This window comes from Psychrobacillus vulpis, assembly GCF_006861825.1.
GTDB classification, from domain to species: domain Bacteria; phylum Bacillota; class Bacilli; order Bacillales_A; family Planococcaceae; genus Psychrobacillus; species Psychrobacillus vulpis.
Window position 1 is genome coordinate 328,211 of record NZ_VDGI01000002.1, and the last position, 16,852, is coordinate 345,062.

Annotated in this window: 13 protein-coding genes; 11 read left to right on the top strand and 2 right to left on the bottom strand. The window is 35.3% G+C overall.

What is annotated here, in order from left to right:
* Positions 1 to 2 precede the first annotated feature (2 nt).
* From FG384_RS03935 to FG384_RS03975, 9 genes are all read left to right on the top strand, one after another.
* Entirely contained in the window at positions 3 to 1,394 is a 1,392-nt protein-coding gene (locus tag FG384_RS03935; protein ID WP_142641257.1) for an oligosaccharide repeat unit polymerase, read from the top strand.
* The gene (locus tag FG384_RS03940; protein ID WP_142641258.1) at positions 1,391 to 2,506 is read left to right on the top strand and encodes a glycosyltransferase; all 1,116 of its coding nucleotides are present in this window, start codon (positions 1,391 to 1,393) and stop codon (positions 2,504 to 2,506) included. The genes FG384_RS03935 and FG384_RS03940 overlap by 4 nt, the downstream gene beginning before the upstream one ends.
* Positions 2,503 to 3,579 carry a glycosyltransferase gene (locus tag FG384_RS03945; protein ID WP_142641260.1) on the top strand — a complete coding sequence of 359 codons (1,077 nt, stop codon included), beginning with the start codon at positions 2,503 to 2,505 and terminating at the stop codon, positions 3,577 to 3,579. Before FG384_RS03940 ends, FG384_RS03945 begins: the two co-directional genes overlap by 4 nt.
* 72 nt (positions 3,580 to 3,651) lie before the next feature.
* Positions 3,652 to 4,515 carry a UTP--glucose-1-phosphate uridylyltransferase GalU gene (gene galU, locus FG384_RS03950; protein ID WP_142641261.1) on the top strand — a complete coding sequence of 288 codons (864 nt, stop codon included), beginning with the start codon at positions 3,652 to 3,654 and terminating at the stop codon, positions 4,513 to 4,515.
* A 14-nt stretch (positions 4,516 to 4,529) separates the two neighbouring features.
* The gene (locus FG384_RS03955) at positions 4,530 to 5,747 is read left to right on the top strand and encodes a glycosyltransferase family 4 protein (RefSeq protein WP_142641262.1); all 1,218 of its coding nucleotides are present in this window, start codon (positions 4,530 to 4,532) and stop codon (positions 5,745 to 5,747) included.
* Between the two features lie 83 nt (positions 5,748 to 5,830).
* The gene (locus tag FG384_RS03960; protein ID WP_142641263.1) at positions 5,831 to 6,871 is read left to right on the top strand and encodes an LCP family glycopolymer transferase; all 1,041 of its coding nucleotides are present in this window, start codon (positions 5,831 to 5,833) and stop codon (positions 6,869 to 6,871) included.
* Positions 6,872 to 7,015: 144 nt separating this feature from the next.
* Positions 7,016 to 9,556, top strand: a complete 2,541-nt coding sequence (locus tag FG384_RS03965; protein ID WP_142641265.1) for an N-acetylmuramoyl-L-alanine amidase family protein — start codon at positions 7,016 to 7,018, stop codon at positions 9,554 to 9,556.
* Between the two features lie 18 nt (positions 9,557 to 9,574).
* Positions 9,575 to 10,279 (top strand): SH3 domain-containing protein, encoded by a 705-nt coding sequence (locus FG384_RS03970; protein WP_142641266.1) that lies wholly within the window; start codon positions 9,575 to 9,577, stop codon positions 10,277 to 10,279.
* Complete coding sequence (locus tag FG384_RS03975) at positions 10,280 to 11,809, top strand: SpoIID/LytB domain-containing protein (protein ID WP_142641267.1); 1,530 nt, start codon at positions 10,280 to 10,282, stop codon at positions 11,807 to 11,809. It abuts the gene before it with no gap.
* 1,045 nt (positions 11,810 to 12,854) lie between these two features.
* Here the strand turns inward: FG384_RS03975 and FG384_RS03980 are convergent.
* Both FG384_RS03980 and FG384_RS03985 read right to left on the bottom strand, forming a co-directional pair.
* The gene (locus tag FG384_RS03980; protein WP_142641269.1) at positions 12,855 to 14,027 is read right to left on the bottom strand and encodes a CAP domain-containing protein; all 1,173 of its coding nucleotides are present in this window, start codon (positions 14,025 to 14,027) and stop codon (positions 12,855 to 12,857) included.
* Between the two features lie 31 nt (positions 14,028 to 14,058).
* Positions 14,059 to 14,694, bottom strand: coding sequence for a YigZ family protein (locus FG384_RS03985; protein WP_142641271.1), 636 nt, complete (start codon positions 14,692 to 14,694; stop codon positions 14,059 to 14,061).
* Positions 14,695 to 14,837: 143 nt separating this feature from the next.
* On the opposite strand from FG384_RS03985, the gene FG384_RS03990 reads away from it, so the two are divergent.
* Positions 14,838 to 15,986: a sensor histidine kinase gene (locus FG384_RS03990; RefSeq protein ID WP_142641272.1), complete on the top strand. Its 1,149-nt coding sequence runs from the start codon at positions 14,838 to 14,840 to the stop codon at positions 15,984 to 15,986.
* Between the two features lie 35 nt (positions 15,987 to 16,021).
* Positions 16,022 to 16,696, top strand: a complete 675-nt coding sequence (locus FG384_RS03995) for a response regulator (RefSeq protein ID WP_142641274.1) — start codon at positions 16,022 to 16,024, stop codon at positions 16,694 to 16,696.
* Positions 16,697 to 16,852 lie beyond the last annotated feature (156 nt).

Genomic DNA, 16,852 nt, shown 5'->3' on the forward strand with positions numbered 1-16,852 from the left:
CATTGTTAATTTTTAGCATATGGCTCTTTACTGTGGTGGCTTCCACATACCTTTTTAAAAAGGTTTCTGGAAGCCTTTCTCTTGTAAAGCCAAATATGATTTCCATAATATATTATTATTCATTCCTTATCTCCAGTTATATTGGCGGATTGTTAATCGCATTAGGAATAGATGATTATTACATGATCAAAAGAATGGACCATGAGGAATATCGAATCATTGGATTTGTTTTATTGACGATATTAATGATTTTGTTCCCACTTACGCAATTAGTTGTAGGAAGAATTATTGGATTTAATTCACAGTTAGAATTTGATCGCTACCTACATGAACCCGTTCGTACAAGTGTAGATAAGAACAGACGTATATTTAAACTTGCATTTGGAATACTCGCGGCTATTTCTGTTATGGCAGTTGCCTATACTTTATTGAAAACGAGTACGGTGCCAATATTCGAACTTTTAAAAGGTAATACATCTGAACTTGCAAAAATGAGAATAGATGCATCTAGAGGGTTTAGTGGAATAGATGTCTATATACGAAATATATTTGCGATTGCTTTAACGCCTGTTTTATCTATCATCGCATTTGTGTATGCTACGCAAACAAAAGCATTATATTGGAAGTTTTTATTTTTAATGCTGTTTAGTTCTTCTGTTTTAATTACTACATATGATTTGGCTAAGTCTCCAATTTTCTTTTACATCATTATGTTATTGCTAGCAGGTGTATATACTGGACGTTTAAAATTGAATTGGAGAAAAATAACTGGGTATGTGATTGCTGGAAGTGTACTTTTAGTTGGAATGTATGTTTCTATTCAAGGTGTGAAAGAAGTTCAAAGTTTTTTATCCTATAATTCAGGACCAATTGGTAGAATTCTTTTAGCACAAATTTCTCCATTCTTTTTACACTTGGATACATTTTCACATTCAATTCCTTTGCTTGAAGTAAAAGGTCTACCTTCTTTTATAGCGGGTATTTTCGATGTGGAGCAAGTTCGTTCCGCACGTATGGTGATGGAAAATGTCTTTCCTGAAAACATAGATAAAGGAACTGGTGGAGTACTCAATACGATTTTCTTAGGAGAAGCATTTGCTTCTTTTGGATATATTGGTGTGATTGTAGCGATTATTTACATTGCAATTGTCATTCAAATTATTTATATTGTATTTTTACGTTTGCCAAAAACGCCAGTAGTCATAGCATTATTCATCTATTTTACGATTAACATTCCAAGAACACTTGTAGGAGGAGTTTCAGACTTCTTCTTTAATCCCATTTGGGTCTTGTTGACGGTCGTGTTAGGTGGGTTGTTCATTTTAGAGCAATATTTTCACATGATTTGGAGTTTTTTAACGAGCAAAGTGAAGAAGAAAAGAGTGAAGGCATGAAAAATATCATCATTTATTATCCATTTACGGTAGCTACCAATCCGAAGAGTGGTTCTGCACTTCGTCCAGTTGAGATGCTGAAGGCGTTTGAAGTATATGCGGAAAAACATGGACTTGAAGTGATTGTGATTTCTGGGAATAGTACGGAACGACGCGTGATTTGGAATAAATTAGTGGAAGAGAAAAAGTATGAGCATACACTTTTTTGCTACTCGGAAAACCAAACTATCCCTTTATGGCTAACAGATCCAGGACATATCCCGAAAGATTGGAAAATAGATAAGGATGTTTTTAGCACTTTAAGAAAATACAATATCCCTATAGGTGTTTTTTATCGGGATGTATATTGGAAGTTTGACGAGCTTTATTCGTTAAAAGGGCCTAAAAAGTTCATCATGCAAACTATTTATAAAATGGAAGAAAAGTTTTATGGAAAATATATTCATACTGTCTTTTTACCAAGTGATGCGATGGGGAAGTATGTAAATATACATACAGAAAAGATGGCTCTACCTCCCGGAGGTCGATTTACGGAAATAAAAACAAGTCATCATACTATTCAAAAACCATTTAAAGGCATTTATGTTGGTGGTATTAATAATGATGACTATGGATTGCCAACATTAGTAGAATCATACGATTTGTTGAATAAAGAAAGTGTTTTAGGTGAATTAATCATTGTATGTAGAGAAGATGAATTTGTACAGTTAAGTGATTCTAATAAGGAAAAGCTAAATAAAACGTATATTAAATTGAAGCATGTGAGTGGAGCAGAGTTACAACAAGTTTATGAAGAAGTTGATTTTGCTTTTATTCCAAGAAAAAGATCAGTTTATAACGATTTTGCCGTTCCTATAAAATTAGTGGAATACTTAACAGCAGGACTTCCGATTATTGCTACTAATTGTTCCGCACAGGAAGACTTTATCCAATCAGGACCTTATGGTGTTATAACAGGTGACGATGCAGAAAGTCTTGTCCAAGGTATGCAGTCAATTCAACCACGTTTTGAAGAATATAAAAAAAATATTCAACAATCATTTTTACAGCAGCATGCATGGAATGAGCGAGCTGAACAAGCGGCGCGTGCGCTAATAGGAGGCAAAAAATGAAAATCGCATTACTAGCTCCAAGTAAATCGATTCATACACATAAATGGGCTTTGTTTTATCAATCACAAGGTATTGACATTAAGGTGTATACATTTAAAGATCATTATTCTGAGGAAAATGCAAAACAAGTGCCAACCGAGATATTACCCAAATTATTGCCAAGTAAAGCTTCATATATAGCTGCTGCTCCAGCTTTGAAAAAAATGCTAAAGGACTGGAATCCAGACATTTTGCATTCTCACTATGTATCAAGCTACGGCTTATTAGGTGCAATTGTTAATTATAAAAAGTATTTTGTTTCGGTGTGGGGAAAAGACATTTTCGTTGTTCCTAAAAAAAGCAGACTTAATAAGAAACTAATCGAATTTACTTTAAGTAAAGCAACTGCTATTTTCTCGACAAGTCGCGTAATGGCGAAAGAAACTAATTTGTACACAAATCGTTCTGTAGAGGTAACACCTTTTGGAGTAGATATAGAAAAATTTTATCCTTCGACTAATTTAGATGATGCAGAAGATAAAATAATTATTGGAACAGTTAAAGCTTTAGAAGATAAATACGGCATTGCTGACTTAGTAAAAGGGTTTGCCCTATTTCATAAAGAGTTTCCAAACTCCGAACTTCTCATTACAGGTGATGGTCCTCAAAGAGCAGAGTACGAACAGCTTGCAAAAGATTTAGGAATAGAAGAGGTTACAACATTTACAGGGAAAGTCCCAAATACAGAAGTTCCAACTATTATACGTAAAATGTCCATATTTGCTGTACCATCTACAGAAGATAGTGAAAGTTTTGGAGTTGCGGCTGTAGAAGCAATGGCTTGTGGTGTTCCTGTTGTCGTTTCCAATGTAGGTGGCTTACCAGAAGTAGTCGTTCAAGATGTAACGGGTATAGTTACCGATAAGGAAAGTCCAGAGCAGTTAGCTACGGCATTTAAAAAACTAGCGAGAAATAGTGATCTAAGAGCAGCTATGGGACAGGCCGGGGTAGCTCATGTAAAAGAGCATTATAGTTGGATTGATAATGCGCATTATATGCTTTCATTGTATGAAAAATATAACTCAGTCCGTTAAAACGTTCTATTAAATTCAGCCTCGACTGACAAGCGTTTTCAGACAGTCTGATTAATGAAAAGGTGATTGAATATGATAAAAAAAGCTGTAATTCCAGCAGCAGGTTTTGGAACTCGTTTTCTACCTGCAACAAAAGCATTACCAAAAGAAATGTTACCAATAGTAGATAAACCAAATTTACAATACATTATTGAAGAAGCAATTGCATCTGGAATAGAGGATATCATTATTGTGACAGGTCGCAATAAAAAATCGATGGAAGATCATTTCGATAAATCAATTGAGTTAGAACTACTTTTGAAAAAAACAGGTAAAGTAGAATTACTAGAAACGGTCGAGAACATTTCTAACTTAGTCGACATTCATTACATGCGCCAAAAAGAACCACTTGGATTAGGACATGCTATTCTTTGTACGAAAAAATTTATCGGAAATGAACCATTTGCAGTTCTACTTCCAGATGATATTATCGATGCGGAAGTTCCTGCATTAAAGCAAATGATTGAAAAGTATGAGGAAGTTCAAAGTAGTATTTTAGGTGTGAATGAAGTTCCAAATGAAGACGTAAATAAATATGGAATTGTTGACTATAGTGAAGCAGATAACAATTTGTTTACGGTGAAGCGATTAGTAGAAAAACCAGCTATTGAAAATGCACCTTCTAATCAAGCAATCGTTGGACGATATATTTTGTCACCTGCAATTTTTGAGGAACTGGAAAAAGTTCAACCAGATGCAAAAGGAGAAATTCAATTAACAGATGCGATAGATTCATTATTAAGTAAAGAATCTATCTACTCCTACATTTTCGAAGGAAAACGATATGATGTTGGAGATAAGTTTGGATTTTTACAAGCAACTTTTGACTTTGCATTAAAACGTGACGATTTAAGAGAACCGTTACTTGCTTACTTGAAGAATAAATTGAAAGATTAAATCGGTGATAGTTTATGCGTATAGTATATTTGTGTCAACATTTTCCGCCTGAGACCGGAGCTCCACAAATCCGTGTATATGAGGTAAGTAAAGAAATACTAGCCCAAGGCCATGATATTCAAGTAGTAACTGCTTTTCCCCATCATCCGCATGGAATTATTCCAGACGAATACAAAGGGAAGAAGTATGAATTTGAAAAATGGGATGGCATACCTGTCCATCGTACGTGGATATATCCTTCGAAAAAGGGAACATTTTGGAAACGATTAGTTTCATACTTTTCATTCACCTTTAGTTCTTTTTATGGACTAATGAAGACTGGGAAAGTAGATGTTATTATCGTTAACTCACCTCCAATCTTTTTAGGTTTAACTGGATTATTAAGTGCCAAACTAAAAGGAGCGAAGTTTGTTTTCAACGTTGCGGATGTTTGGCCGGAGTCTGCGGTAAAACTAGGACTAGTAAAAAATAAGTTTTTTATTAAGCTTGCTGAAATTTTAGAGTCATTCCTTTATAAACATTCGTGGAAAATAGCTACAGCTACAGATGGAATAAAATCTTATATCATTAATCATTCACAACCTGAAGATAAAGTGTTCGTATTACCTAATGGGGTTAATACTAACTTCTTTCAACCAGAAGAAAGAAATGCAGAATATGTGGAGAAGTTTGGATTGCATAATAAGTTTGTGTTTTCTTACGGTGGTAACCTTGGATATGCGCAAGGTTTAGAATATATCTTATATGCGGCAAAAAAAATACAAGAAATCGTTCCACATGCTCATTTCTTAATTGCAGGTGCAGGTCCAGAAGAAGAAAAGCTTCATCAGCTAAAAGATGAATTAGGGTTATCAAATGTTTCCTTTCTAGGCCATTTACCATTGAAGGAAATGCCGAAGCTATTTTCAGTAACAGATGTTAGCATCGTTCCTCTAAGAGATCTTGAATTATTTGAAGGTGCAAGACCATCTAAAATTTTCCCAGCAGCATCTTCTGGAGTACCAGTACTTTATTGTGGTAAAGGAGAAAGTGCTGAAATTATTACAACGAATAATATTGGACTAGTTGCAATGCCTGAAAATGTCGATTCAATTACGAATACAATGTTTGAATTTGTAGAGCTAAATGATGAAGATAGAAAGGCTATGCAAGAGAATGGAAGAAAACTAGCAATGAATGAATTTAGCTGGACGTCCATTGTAAAAGACCTTTTGCAAAACCTTACGAAATAGTAATAGTCTTTACCATATACATGTCAACGAAAATTATGTATAATTGGTGAGATTATATTTTATAAGTAAAGTAGGGAAGTAATATGGCTACTTCACGTCGTATAAAACGAAAATCAAAGACGAGAAGAAAAATTTTATATACAGTAATTGTAGTGTCAATGCTTTTATTATCAGGTGTCCTTGTTTTTGCAATTAACCTTTCACTTGAGACACGAAATGCGACTAGCAAAATGTACGAACCATTAGAGCGCGATACAAAAGAAAGCGATGTAAATGATAAGTACAAAAAAGCGAAAGCGGAAGACTCTGCTTTTACGCTATTGTTAGCAGGTATCGAAAATCAAGAAAAAGCAAAATATGGTCGTTCAGATGTATTAATTGTTGCTACAGTTAATCCTAAAACAGAAAAAATTTCTATGGTAAGTATTCCCCGAGATACGAGAGTGTATATTCCAGATTTAGGTTATCAGGATAAAATCAATCACTCGTATGCTAATGGTGGAATAAATTACACGATTAATACCGTAGAAAATTTATTAGATATTCCAATTGATTATTATGTTTCTACTGATTTTCAAGGCTTTGAAGATATAGTCAATACGGTTGGCGGAGTGGATGTAGAAGTACCTTTCACGTTTAAAGCACAGCTTACTGGTAGTTTGAAGTGGAAGACGTATACAAAAGGTCCAATGTCCTTAAATGGTAATGAAGCACTTGCTTACGTAAGAATGCGTAAAAAAGATCCTCAAGGTGATATGGGACGTAATATTCGACAAAAACAAGTGATTCAAGAAATTATCAATAAAGGCACGAGCGTAAGTAATATTACAAAAATTGACGATATGATTAAAGACGTTGGAAATAACGTAAAAACGAATATACCAGCATCGGAATATTTTAGTTTAATTAAAATGTATCAAAAGATAAAATCTTCTCCAATTGAACAATTACAAATAGAAGGTTATGATGATACAAGAAAAGGTGTGTATTATTTCATTCCAAAAGATGAATCTTTAGAAGAAGTGAAAAAACAGCTAAAGCTCAATCTTGATGACTTTGGTCAAAATGCACAAAGTGAAATAAAAACAAACAAACAATCAGATGATTACTCAATCGGTGAGTAAAACGAGTCGTCCAAATGGACCATTCGTTTTACTCTTTTTTTTATGTTAAATTTTGATTACAAAGGTTTTAATTACATTCGTTGGATTGTTTTATCTAAATTTGTCTATTAAAATGGAGAAAAAAGACGTTTCAAGGAGGAAAAAATGAAAAAAGTAATAGCATCATCTGTTTTAGCAACATCTGTCCTTTTGCCCACTAACCTACTCGTGAGTAATCCATCCATTATATATGCTGCTTCTAATCAAACAGTTGAAACAAACGATATCCAACAACTTGTAGGAAAAAAAGCTATACTTACAGCAACCGATGTCAATGTAAGAACTGGTGCTGGAACTGAATTTAACAGTATTTCGAAAGTACATACAGGTCAAATAGTATCCGTCTCTGCTAGCCAAAAAAATAGCAAAGGCGAAGTTTGGTACAAAGTTTCCTATAATTCTACAGAAGGATGGATTATTAGTGACTATATTAAAGCGGTTCCAACTGCTGTTAAAAATAGTTCTATAACTTCTGGTACTTCTTATGTAGGAACAACGCAAAAAATAGGGAAAAATGCTGCGAATATGAGAAGTGGTGCAACAACTTCCTATAAGGTAGTAGCTACAATTCCTGCGGGTACTTCACTAAAAGTATTGTCAGCTTTTACGAATGCCCAAAAAGAAGTTTGGTTTAATGTTGAATACAAAGGTAAAAAGGGTTGGGTTACATCTGACTTATTTGTATTAAATTCTACAGCAGGTGAAACAGCAACTTCTATGAAAGTTTTAAATCAAACAACCATTCATAAAGGTGCAACGAAAAATTATGATATAGTTGCTACAGCTAAACCTGGTACAACCCTATTAATCCATCAAGAGTTTACAAATGGATTGAACGAAAAATGGGTTCAAGTAACTTATGCAACTGGTAAAAAAGGTTGGATGCTTGCATCTGCTTTTGAAGATTCATCTATTGCAAACAAAGTAGTGATCCAAAAATCAACAGTACATTCTGGTGCTACTAAAAGCTATAAAACAGTTGCAACAGTTAATGTAGGAACGAAACTTCCTATTCATCAAGAATTTATAAATGCTTCTAAAGAAAAGTGGTACCAAGTAACATATGCAGTTGGGAAAAAGGGTTGGATTTATGCAGATGCCTTTGAAAGTGTAGGCTCTGTACCTGAACCACCACCAATAGAACCTCCTGCAGGTGGAGATAATCATGTCATCGAAGATACTAATTTAAAAGTTATTGTTCCTGTTGCAAATATGCGTTCAGGTCCAGGATTGGATTTTAATGTTGTGACACAGTCAAAACAAGACGACGTATTCTTATCGACAGAGTATGCAACAGATGATAAACAAGAAAAATGGTATAAAGTAAGCACTGCGAGTGGAGACGCTTGGTTACATCAATCTGTTATTACTGTTGTGGACAAAGAGGGAGAAACACCAGGTAATGGTGAAACAGGAGTAATTCAAAGATTTAATGCATTATTGTATGCTGATAGTAGCTATAGTTCTGCTGTTCTATTAGGTTTACCTAAAAATACAACATTTACTATATTAAATAAAGTAGTAGCTTCAGATGGAACTACTTGGTTAAAAATTCAAACCCCTCAAAATAAAGAAGGTTGGATTCCTGATTTTGAAATAAATGAAAATATTCCTACTAAGTATGGTACAAAAACATCTACTGTGTATAGTGGAGCTAGTACTACTGCGAAAAAAGTAGATACGATTTATTTGAACACACCTGTAAGAGTATTACGAACATTGAATGGTTGGGTAAATATCGAAACGCAAAATGAGAAACGCGGTTGGATTCAAGCCTCTGTATTAGCAGATGCGTCACCAATTTCATTAATGAATGGTAGAACAGAGGTAAGAAATGGTCAGCAATATTTAGTGTGGTCCAAGCCATCTAAATTTAACATTTCTTATTCCATCCCATCTGCAAATGTTTTACGCGTTTTCGGTAATCTATCTCAAATCAACGAGATTAAATCTCAGATTACTGGTGTAGAAAGTATGAAAGTAGAACAAGTATCTGGGGGCACGTATGTCCTATTAGTTACATTCAATCCTAATTATACGTATACGATTCGTGATTATGATAAAGAGTTAACGATTAAAGTAGTTCCAAAAGGTTTAGCAGGGAAAAAAATCATTATCGATGCTGGTCATGGAGCAAAAGATCCTGGTGCAATAGGTAAAAATGGAACGAAAGAAAAAGATGTCACTCTTGCTACTGCAAAAGCCGTAAAACAAGAATTAGAAGCAGCAGGTGCTGAAGTAGTTTTAACTAGAAGTACAGATGTCTTCTTAGAGTTAAAAGAACGTACAGACATTGCAAATAAATCGGATTATGATGCATTTGTTAGTATTCATGCAGATTCATATACTACGACATCCAAAGGTTCTACAACTTATTACAATGCAGATGTTAACTTTAATGGTCCGAAGAGCTATACACTAGCGAAAAGTATCCAATCGGACTTAGTAAAAGCTGTTGGAACTTATGATAGAGGAGTTAAACAACAAAACTTTTATGTGAATCGTATGAATGAACTTCCATCTGTATTAGTGGAGTTAGCGTTTATCTCCAATCCTACAGAAGAAGCTCAATTAGCTTCTACTACGTTCCGTAAAAATGCAGCAGTAGGAATTCGTAAAGGGTTAGAAAAATATTTCAATCAATAAAAGTGAGGAAGGTATAAAATGAAAAAGAAATTTTTAGCTACTATTGGAGCAGTTCTAGGTCTTAGTTTACTAGTATCTATCAACATCCCTACATCTACAAAAGCAGACTCCAATTTACTCTTGGCGTCTGTTGAATGGGTACAAGCACAGTTAAATCCTTTACAAACAAAGGTTACTGCATTAGAAAAGCAAGTTGCAGAGCAAGATGCGATTATTAAACAATTACAAAAAGCTGTGTCAGAAGGTGGCGGTGTTGTGACACCTCCTACAAATCCAGGTCCTACCGAGCCAGGCACAACTGTAAGTACAGTCTATACATCTACTAGTAATGTGAAAGTCCATAGTGGCGCGAGCCGTGATTATAAAGTATTAGCGACATTCGGAGTAAATAAAGCATTAACGGTAATCGATCAACATAAATCTGCAAGTGGAGTTTGGTATCGAGTAGAAATATCTTCAACTGTTAAAGGATGGGTATTTTCGGGAGACGTTACGACAACAAAGCCTGGCAATTATGTTCCTACAAGTGTTGTGACAACTCAAGCAGCAAACGTAAGAAAAGGAGCAACAACGAATTACCAATCACTTGAACTAGTGGCAAAAGGAACGACTTTAAAATATTTAGGTTCATTTAAAAATGCGAATGGCGAAACATGGTACAATGTGCAAACCGCAAAAGGAACTAAAGGTTGGGTGCTAAGTACGTTAACTGAGGTGAAATAAGTGAGCAAAAAATGGTTAACCGTTCTATCGGTAGCGATACTTAGTTTAATGACAACAAATACAGCATTTGCCTTTACACAAGAAAGCTATTCGAAGCAAGTGTCGGTGGAAGTACATAATACTTCAACGACATCGCTTCACTTAAATGGTATATATAAATTAGAAAATTTATCAACGAATGAAATGTTCTATGCGTTACCAGATACGTCTATTACATTTTCACAAGTAAATGGAGAAGTTTCTATTTATCAAATAGGGGCAACAATGTATTCATCAAAAGGCTTTGCTTTGCATGCTCTATCCGGAAATGAAAAAATGGTAGTTTTCACTTCTGATGTAGATGGTAAAAAAGGCGCCACTTCAGATTATGAAACTATAAAAACATATAAAGCATTTCAAGGGGCTTATTATGTAAATGAATTTACGAATGCGAATGGGGAACTTTGGTACTCAGTTACTGACGAACAAGGCGTCTCTTCCTGGATACCTGCGAAAGATGCTTCAGTAGGTTCGGTTGTAAAGCAGCCACTTGGTAAAACTCCAAATGGTACGCAATATCGAAGCAGTTTTAATGTAGTGAAATCTGGGGCGAATGTTCAAATTGTGAACAGACTAGATTTAGAAAACTACTTAAAAGGTGTTATTCCAAATGAATCATATGCTTCTTGGCATCAAGAAGCCTTAAAAGCTCAAGCAGTTGCTGCAAGAAGCTATACACTAAGTAAAGCAGGAATTTTAAGTAGTACGACAAAAGATCAAATGTATAAAGGGTTTACATCTGAAAAAACAAGCACAAATTCAGCAGTAGACGCAACCAATGGACTAGTTGTTAAATCAGGTGGAAAGCTTGTACAAGCTTATTATTACGCGGCTAGTGGAGGTAGAACAGCAAATATTGGAGAAGTGTGGAACACAGCACAAGTACCGCATTTTGTATCGGTAGATGATTCTATTGAAAAATCTCCATATGATAACTGGTCTGTTAATATTCCAGCTACTAATATATTAACAAAGTTTGGGTTTAGTACTTCTGCTCAATTACTAGATGTAAAGCTTACAAAAGGCGGTTCTAATGGAGAAGTATCTGCTGTTACTGTAGTTACTTCAGCTGGTGAAAAAACAATTACTGGCAACGAAACTGTCATGCGAGGGTTATTTTTAGATGCTAATAATACATCGTTAAAATCTAACTGGTTTGATATACAATTTACAAAACCTTCTGGAGTTACAGATCTTGCTGTTCAACAAGTAAATGGTACAACGCCAATTACATCATTATCTGGAACAACAGTTCAAACAGCGACAGGAACTGAAACGATTCCTAGTGGATCTGTCAATATTCAAACAAATGGAGGGATTGTATCCACTACTGCAACTTCTGGCATTCCATCGATTACTGTTAACGGTAAAGGATATGGACATCGAATTGGTATGAGTCAGTGGGGAGCAAAAGCTCGTGCTGATGCGGGTTGGACATACGATCGCATTCTAAAACATTATTACCAAGGTGCAACAATCGAGAAATATTAAGAAAAAGATGCCCAAGAGATTGGCCATCTCAGACTGTAGACAAACTCAAAATACGAGTTGTCTACAGTCTTTTTGTTTTTATATAGGGTAGATTATGTTTTCCGAAGCATGCGGGCACTGAAAAAGTTCCTATTATTCATAGGGTGTTCAATATTCCAATAAATAAGAAAATCGTTGAAATGGCTCCCTTTCCGCGGGCGTTGCCTCAGCCTCCTCGCTGCGCTGTGGGGTCTTCGGCTAACGCTATTCCCGCAGGAGTGTTGCCTTTTTCAACGATTTTCTAGAAATGAAAAAGTATTTACATAAAAAAATAGACAGTTTTTCAGAGTGTCCTCGCTACACTCTTGGGTCTAGTCTATCTTGCTTTTCCCGTAGGAGTCGAGCGGACACTTCTCCAATAAAAGTACCTTATATATTTCCATTTACTCAATCGTTTTTATAATAAAAGTAAGTATAATCATGAGATGATGGAAATTGTCATTATATCTATTACCTCAGATATTACTTCAATCTCTAAGAATAGAATGAGATTGGAGCGGAGGGTGGTGACTCCTGCTGGAAAAGCGTAGGCAATTGAGACCCCGCAGGAGCCTGCGGAGGCCACTGAAAAACTCAAAATTATTATTTTTATAGGAACTATTTGCTGTATATCATTTAAAGAATTTAGCGCGACGCATGAGACTCCTGCGGGAAAGCGAGACAGACGAGACCCCGCACGAAGCGAAGCGTAGGAGGAGGCTCGTCGCTCGCCCGCGGAAAGCGAATGCCAAAGTGCTAAATTCTCTTAGGACTATTTGATAGATAATTTATATGAATGACAATTTTTCAGTGCCCTCAGCCTGCGACGAGGAGGCTCAAGCCCCGCCAGCGGAAAGCACCACCTGTAGCGGAAATTCGATTTTTTTCTTAAAGTCTTCTATTTAAGAAAAAAAAAGACTGTAAGCACACTCAAAAATTACATGAGTTTGAATACAGTCTGAGGTGCACAATAAGTTGGGCACCTTAAGTAGTTGAAGCAGCATCGTACAAAAAAGCTCTGCTGTTGTTATGGTTTAATAAAATTTTCCGTATAGTAAGGTATCGATCCGTAAGTCCATTTTGCGAAATAGACACCAACACCAATTTGCGTGTAATTGGTACTTACAATATTTGTTCGATGCCCTAATGAATTCATTAAGGCTTCATGTGCAAAGTATGGATTTGTATAGCCCATCGCAATATTCTCTCCTGCATTTCTAAAAAGTACCCCACCATTAGAAAGCCTATCAAAAGGTGTTTCTCCTTTTAAATTATCATGATTGAAATAATCATTAGTTCCCATATCAGCACTATGCTTACGAGCAACAGTTGAAACATTGGAAGCATGCTGAAGAACAGGAACTCCTTTTGCTTTTCGCTCTGCATTGGTTAACTCGAATAAAAGAGTTTCATAACTTGTTTCTAATGCAGTAGATTTCTTTGGATAAAGATTAGGGTTATTTTCAATCAATTGATGATCTAGTAATAAAATAGCAGATATTTTATTCTCATTATGGACATCGATAAAAAAATTAGCTTGATAGTTTGGTAAATCATATGTGATCACTTCAATTGGGTATGTATTACTAGTTGTTTCGTAATCTTTGCCTAATTTACTTTCTAACTGGCTAACCGTGCTCGATATCGAAATACCATTAAATTGATAGTCTTTATCTTTCGTATAAATAGATGCAATTTTATTGTTTACATAACTAATTGCATAAAAGTTATTATAACTCTTATGATAGATAGATGTGGATGCATGAAATTCATTGGATATCGATTTTTTTGCTGCTCCAAGTTTTACTGTTACGGTGGATGTATCGTCCCCAATTGTAAAAGTAGTTGGAGAAGATTTAGCACATAGGAGTTTACTTAGTTTCTCTTTGGAAGGTGTTTGATACAAAATAGAAGTATCATTTTTGATTACTAGACCTCCTCCTAGATGAAAGTAAGTTTCTTTATTGGCATAGATTCGGTAATTATCCCCTCGCTTTGCTTGTCGTACAACTTCTAATGTCCCGTTATTATTTTTGTAAATATTAGTCGGTTTTTGAACTATTACTCGACCAATTTGGCCTAATTTAAGCTCGACGCCATCCCAGTACAACTTACTTGAACAATCTGTAGTGGCATAAGATATTGTAGGAACTACGCCTAAGAAAATAAACAACATAATGATTATGGAAAATTTCTTCATAAAGCTATCACCCCTTATAAGAAATTATAGTTCACTTCACTTCAAACTCCAAAAATTCTTTTTCGACAATTTCGATTTCGGCTTGTCCATTTGTTAATTCGGTTATCCATTCTGTAAATCTCTGCTCATCTTCCGCTTTTGTGTAGACAAAAACTTCAACGGAATCTGCATAATTAATTTCTTTCAATGGATATTCAGAATTCCGAACTTCATTTTCAACTTTCCCTAACCAAGTATAGTCAATTGAAATTTTTACTATGTGATGCAGTTTACGTTCTACTACAATTGCTGCATCAATCCCTTCTGTTGTAGCCTTTCCATACGCGCGAATTAAACCTCCGCCACCTAGTTTTATACCTCCAAAGTAGCGAGTAACTACAACAACTGTATCTTTTAAACCTTGTTTCTTTAGTACTTCAAGCATTGGAACACCAGCAGTTCCGCTAGGTTCACCATCATCGTTTGCTTTTTGAATATTGTCATGCTCCCCGATAATATAAGCAGAACAGTTATGAGTAGCATCTTTATGCTTTTGTTTGATAGTATTAATAAAATCTTGTGCTTGTTCTTCCGTTTCGGCTCTGTCTACATATGTAATAAAACGTGATTTTTGAATAATAATCTCACTTTTTCCAAAACCTTTGACTGTAATATAATCATTTCTCATATTAAAATTGCTCCTCCTTGAGTCCATTGAAATATAGTTGTAAACTAATTTTAATTTATTTTTAGTTATTAAGTGCTATAATAGGGATTGTCAGGATAAATGAATGAAGTCTCATTTGACATTTACAAAGGAGAAAAAAACAGATGACGAATAAGAGTTTAGAATCCCAATCGTTAGATGTTATTTTCGATCGAATGGTTGAAGTCATGGACCATTCGAAAAAGGATATATTCATTATAAGCGAACAAAGTCGTCAAAGCTTCGATGAAATGAAAGTCGAATTAGAAATAATTCGTGGTGACATTGAAACGGTGATTTTTGAAGGGGATATGTTAGAAACAAAATCGAAATTAGCTAGAAATCGACTAGCCGAAGTATCTAAAAACTTTGAAACGTACGATGAACCACAGGTCCGAAGCGCTTATGAGACTGCAAATGAGATTCAAATCAATCTTCTAATTAAACGAACAGAAGAAAGACAACTTAGACAACGAAGAGATGAATTAGAGCGCAGATTACAAGGACTATTAGAAATGATAGATCGTGCGGATCAACTTGTAAATCAGGTAAATATTGTATTAAATTATTTGACTTCTGATTTAAGAGATGTAGGAGAAGCACTTGAAAATGCTAAAATTAAACAAGACTTTACTTTAAAAATTATCGAGGCACAAGAGGAAGAGCGTAAAAGACTTTCTCGTGAAATACATGATGGCCCCGCTCAGATGCTTGCGAATGTGCTACTTAGAACAGACTTAATCAATCTTACATATCAACAGCGCGGTGGAGACGAAGCGATGAAAGAAATTATCGAACTGAAAGAAATGGTTCGCAATGCGCTTTCAGAAGTACGTCGAATCATTTATGATCTTCGCCCAATGGCTCTCGATGATTTAGGACTCGTTCCAACACTTAGAAAGTATATATCAACAATTCAAGAATATAATCCAAGCTGTAGTATAAATTTCCAAACGTATGGAGAAGAGCAAAGGCTACAACCTAATTTTGAAGTAGCCATTTTCCGTCTTGTACAGGAATCTTTGACAAATGGTTTAAAGCACGGAAAGTTTGATGAAGCATGGGTTAAAATTGAGTGGATGAAACAAAGAATGAATATTATCGTCAAAGATAATGGAATTGGTTTTGATCCAAATGTAGTAAAAGAAAAATCGTTCGGTTTAATAGGTATGCGTGAACGAGTGGAATTACTAGAAGGCACGATGAAAATTGTTTCATCTCCCGGCACTGGGGCAACCATTCTGTTTAGTATTCCAATTAATAATGAGCAATAAAAACTTTATCGGTTCTTTATAGGAGGAAATGTAAAATGACAAAAATTATCATAATAGATGACCACCAACTCTTTAGGGAAGGTGTTAAACGAATTTTAGATTTTGAAGATTCATTTGATGTAGTTGCTGAAGGTGACGACGGCAATGAAGTATTACGCTTATACGAGCAATATCTTCCAGATGTTCTACTAATGGATATTAACATGCCAACGAAAAATGGTGTAGATGCGACAGCTGAGTTAATCGAGAAATACCCAGATGCAAAAGTAATCATGCTTTCCATTCATGATGATGAATCATATGTAACTCACGCCCTAAAAACAGGTGCGCTGGGATACATGCTAAAAGAAATGGATGCTAATGCAATCGTAGCCGCTATTAAAGTAGTAGCAAAAGGTGGTTCATACCTACATCCAAAAGTAACGCGCAATTTAGTTGCAGAATTCCGTCGCTTAAGTGAACGTGAAAATAAAGGAAACTTCCATCAAACTGAAATTCGCCGCCCGTTCCACTTACTAACAAAGCGCGAATGTGAAGTGCTCCAACTTTTAACAGATGGACAAAGTAACCGAACAATTGGAGAAACACTATTTATCTCCGAAAAAACAGTAAAGAACCATGTATCTAGCATTCTTCAAAAAATGAATGTAAACGACCGTACCCAAGCAGTAGTAACAGGCATCAAAAACGGTTGGGTAGAGGTACGATAACCAAAAAGAAAGCCCTTCTTGCTAATAAGTGCACTGACCTAAAAAAATGAGACAAATAAAAACACCTTTCGTTGAAAAGCGGGTATACAATACCTAAATTCAATACGGAGGTGTTTTTTCTATGGGAACAAGAGTCAGTTATCCAGTAGAAGTGAA

Coding starts and splice junctions, on each gene's coding strand:
- FG384_RS03940 (WP_142641258.1), top strand. CDS start 1,391: ATGAAAAATATCATCATTTATTATCCATTTACGGTAGCTACCAATCCG.
- FG384_RS03945 (WP_142641260.1), top strand. CDS start 2,503: ATGAAAATCGCATTACTAGCTCCAAGTAAATCGATTCATACACATAAA.
- galU (WP_142641261.1), top strand. CDS start 3,652: ATGATAAAAAAAGCTGTAATTCCAGCAGCAGGTTTTGGAACTCGTTTT.
- FG384_RS03955 (WP_142641262.1), top strand. CDS start 4,530: ATGCGTATAGTATATTTGTGTCAACATTTTCCGCCTGAGACCGGAGCT.
- FG384_RS03960 (WP_142641263.1), top strand. CDS start 5,831: ATGGCTACTTCACGTCGTATAAAACGAAAATCAAAGACGAGAAGAAAA.
- FG384_RS03965 (WP_142641265.1), top strand. CDS start 7,016: ATGAAAAAAGTAATAGCATCATCTGTTTTAGCAACATCTGTCCTTTTG.
- FG384_RS03970 (WP_142641266.1), top strand. CDS start 9,575: ATGAAAAAGAAATTTTTAGCTACTATTGGAGCAGTTCTAGGTCTTAGT.
- FG384_RS03980 (WP_142641269.1), bottom strand. CDS start 14,027: ATGAAGAAATTTTCCATAATCATTATGTTGTTTATTTTCTTAGGCGTA.
- FG384_RS03985 (WP_142641271.1), bottom strand. CDS start 14,694: ATGAGAAATGATTATATTACAGTCAAAGGTTTTGGAAAAAGTGAGATT.
- FG384_RS03990 (WP_142641272.1), top strand. CDS start 14,838: ATGACGAATAAGAGTTTAGAATCCCAATCGTTAGATGTTATTTTCGAT.
- FG384_RS03995 (WP_142641274.1), top strand. CDS start 16,022: ATGACAAAAATTATCATAATAGATGACCACCAACTCTTTAGGGAAGGT.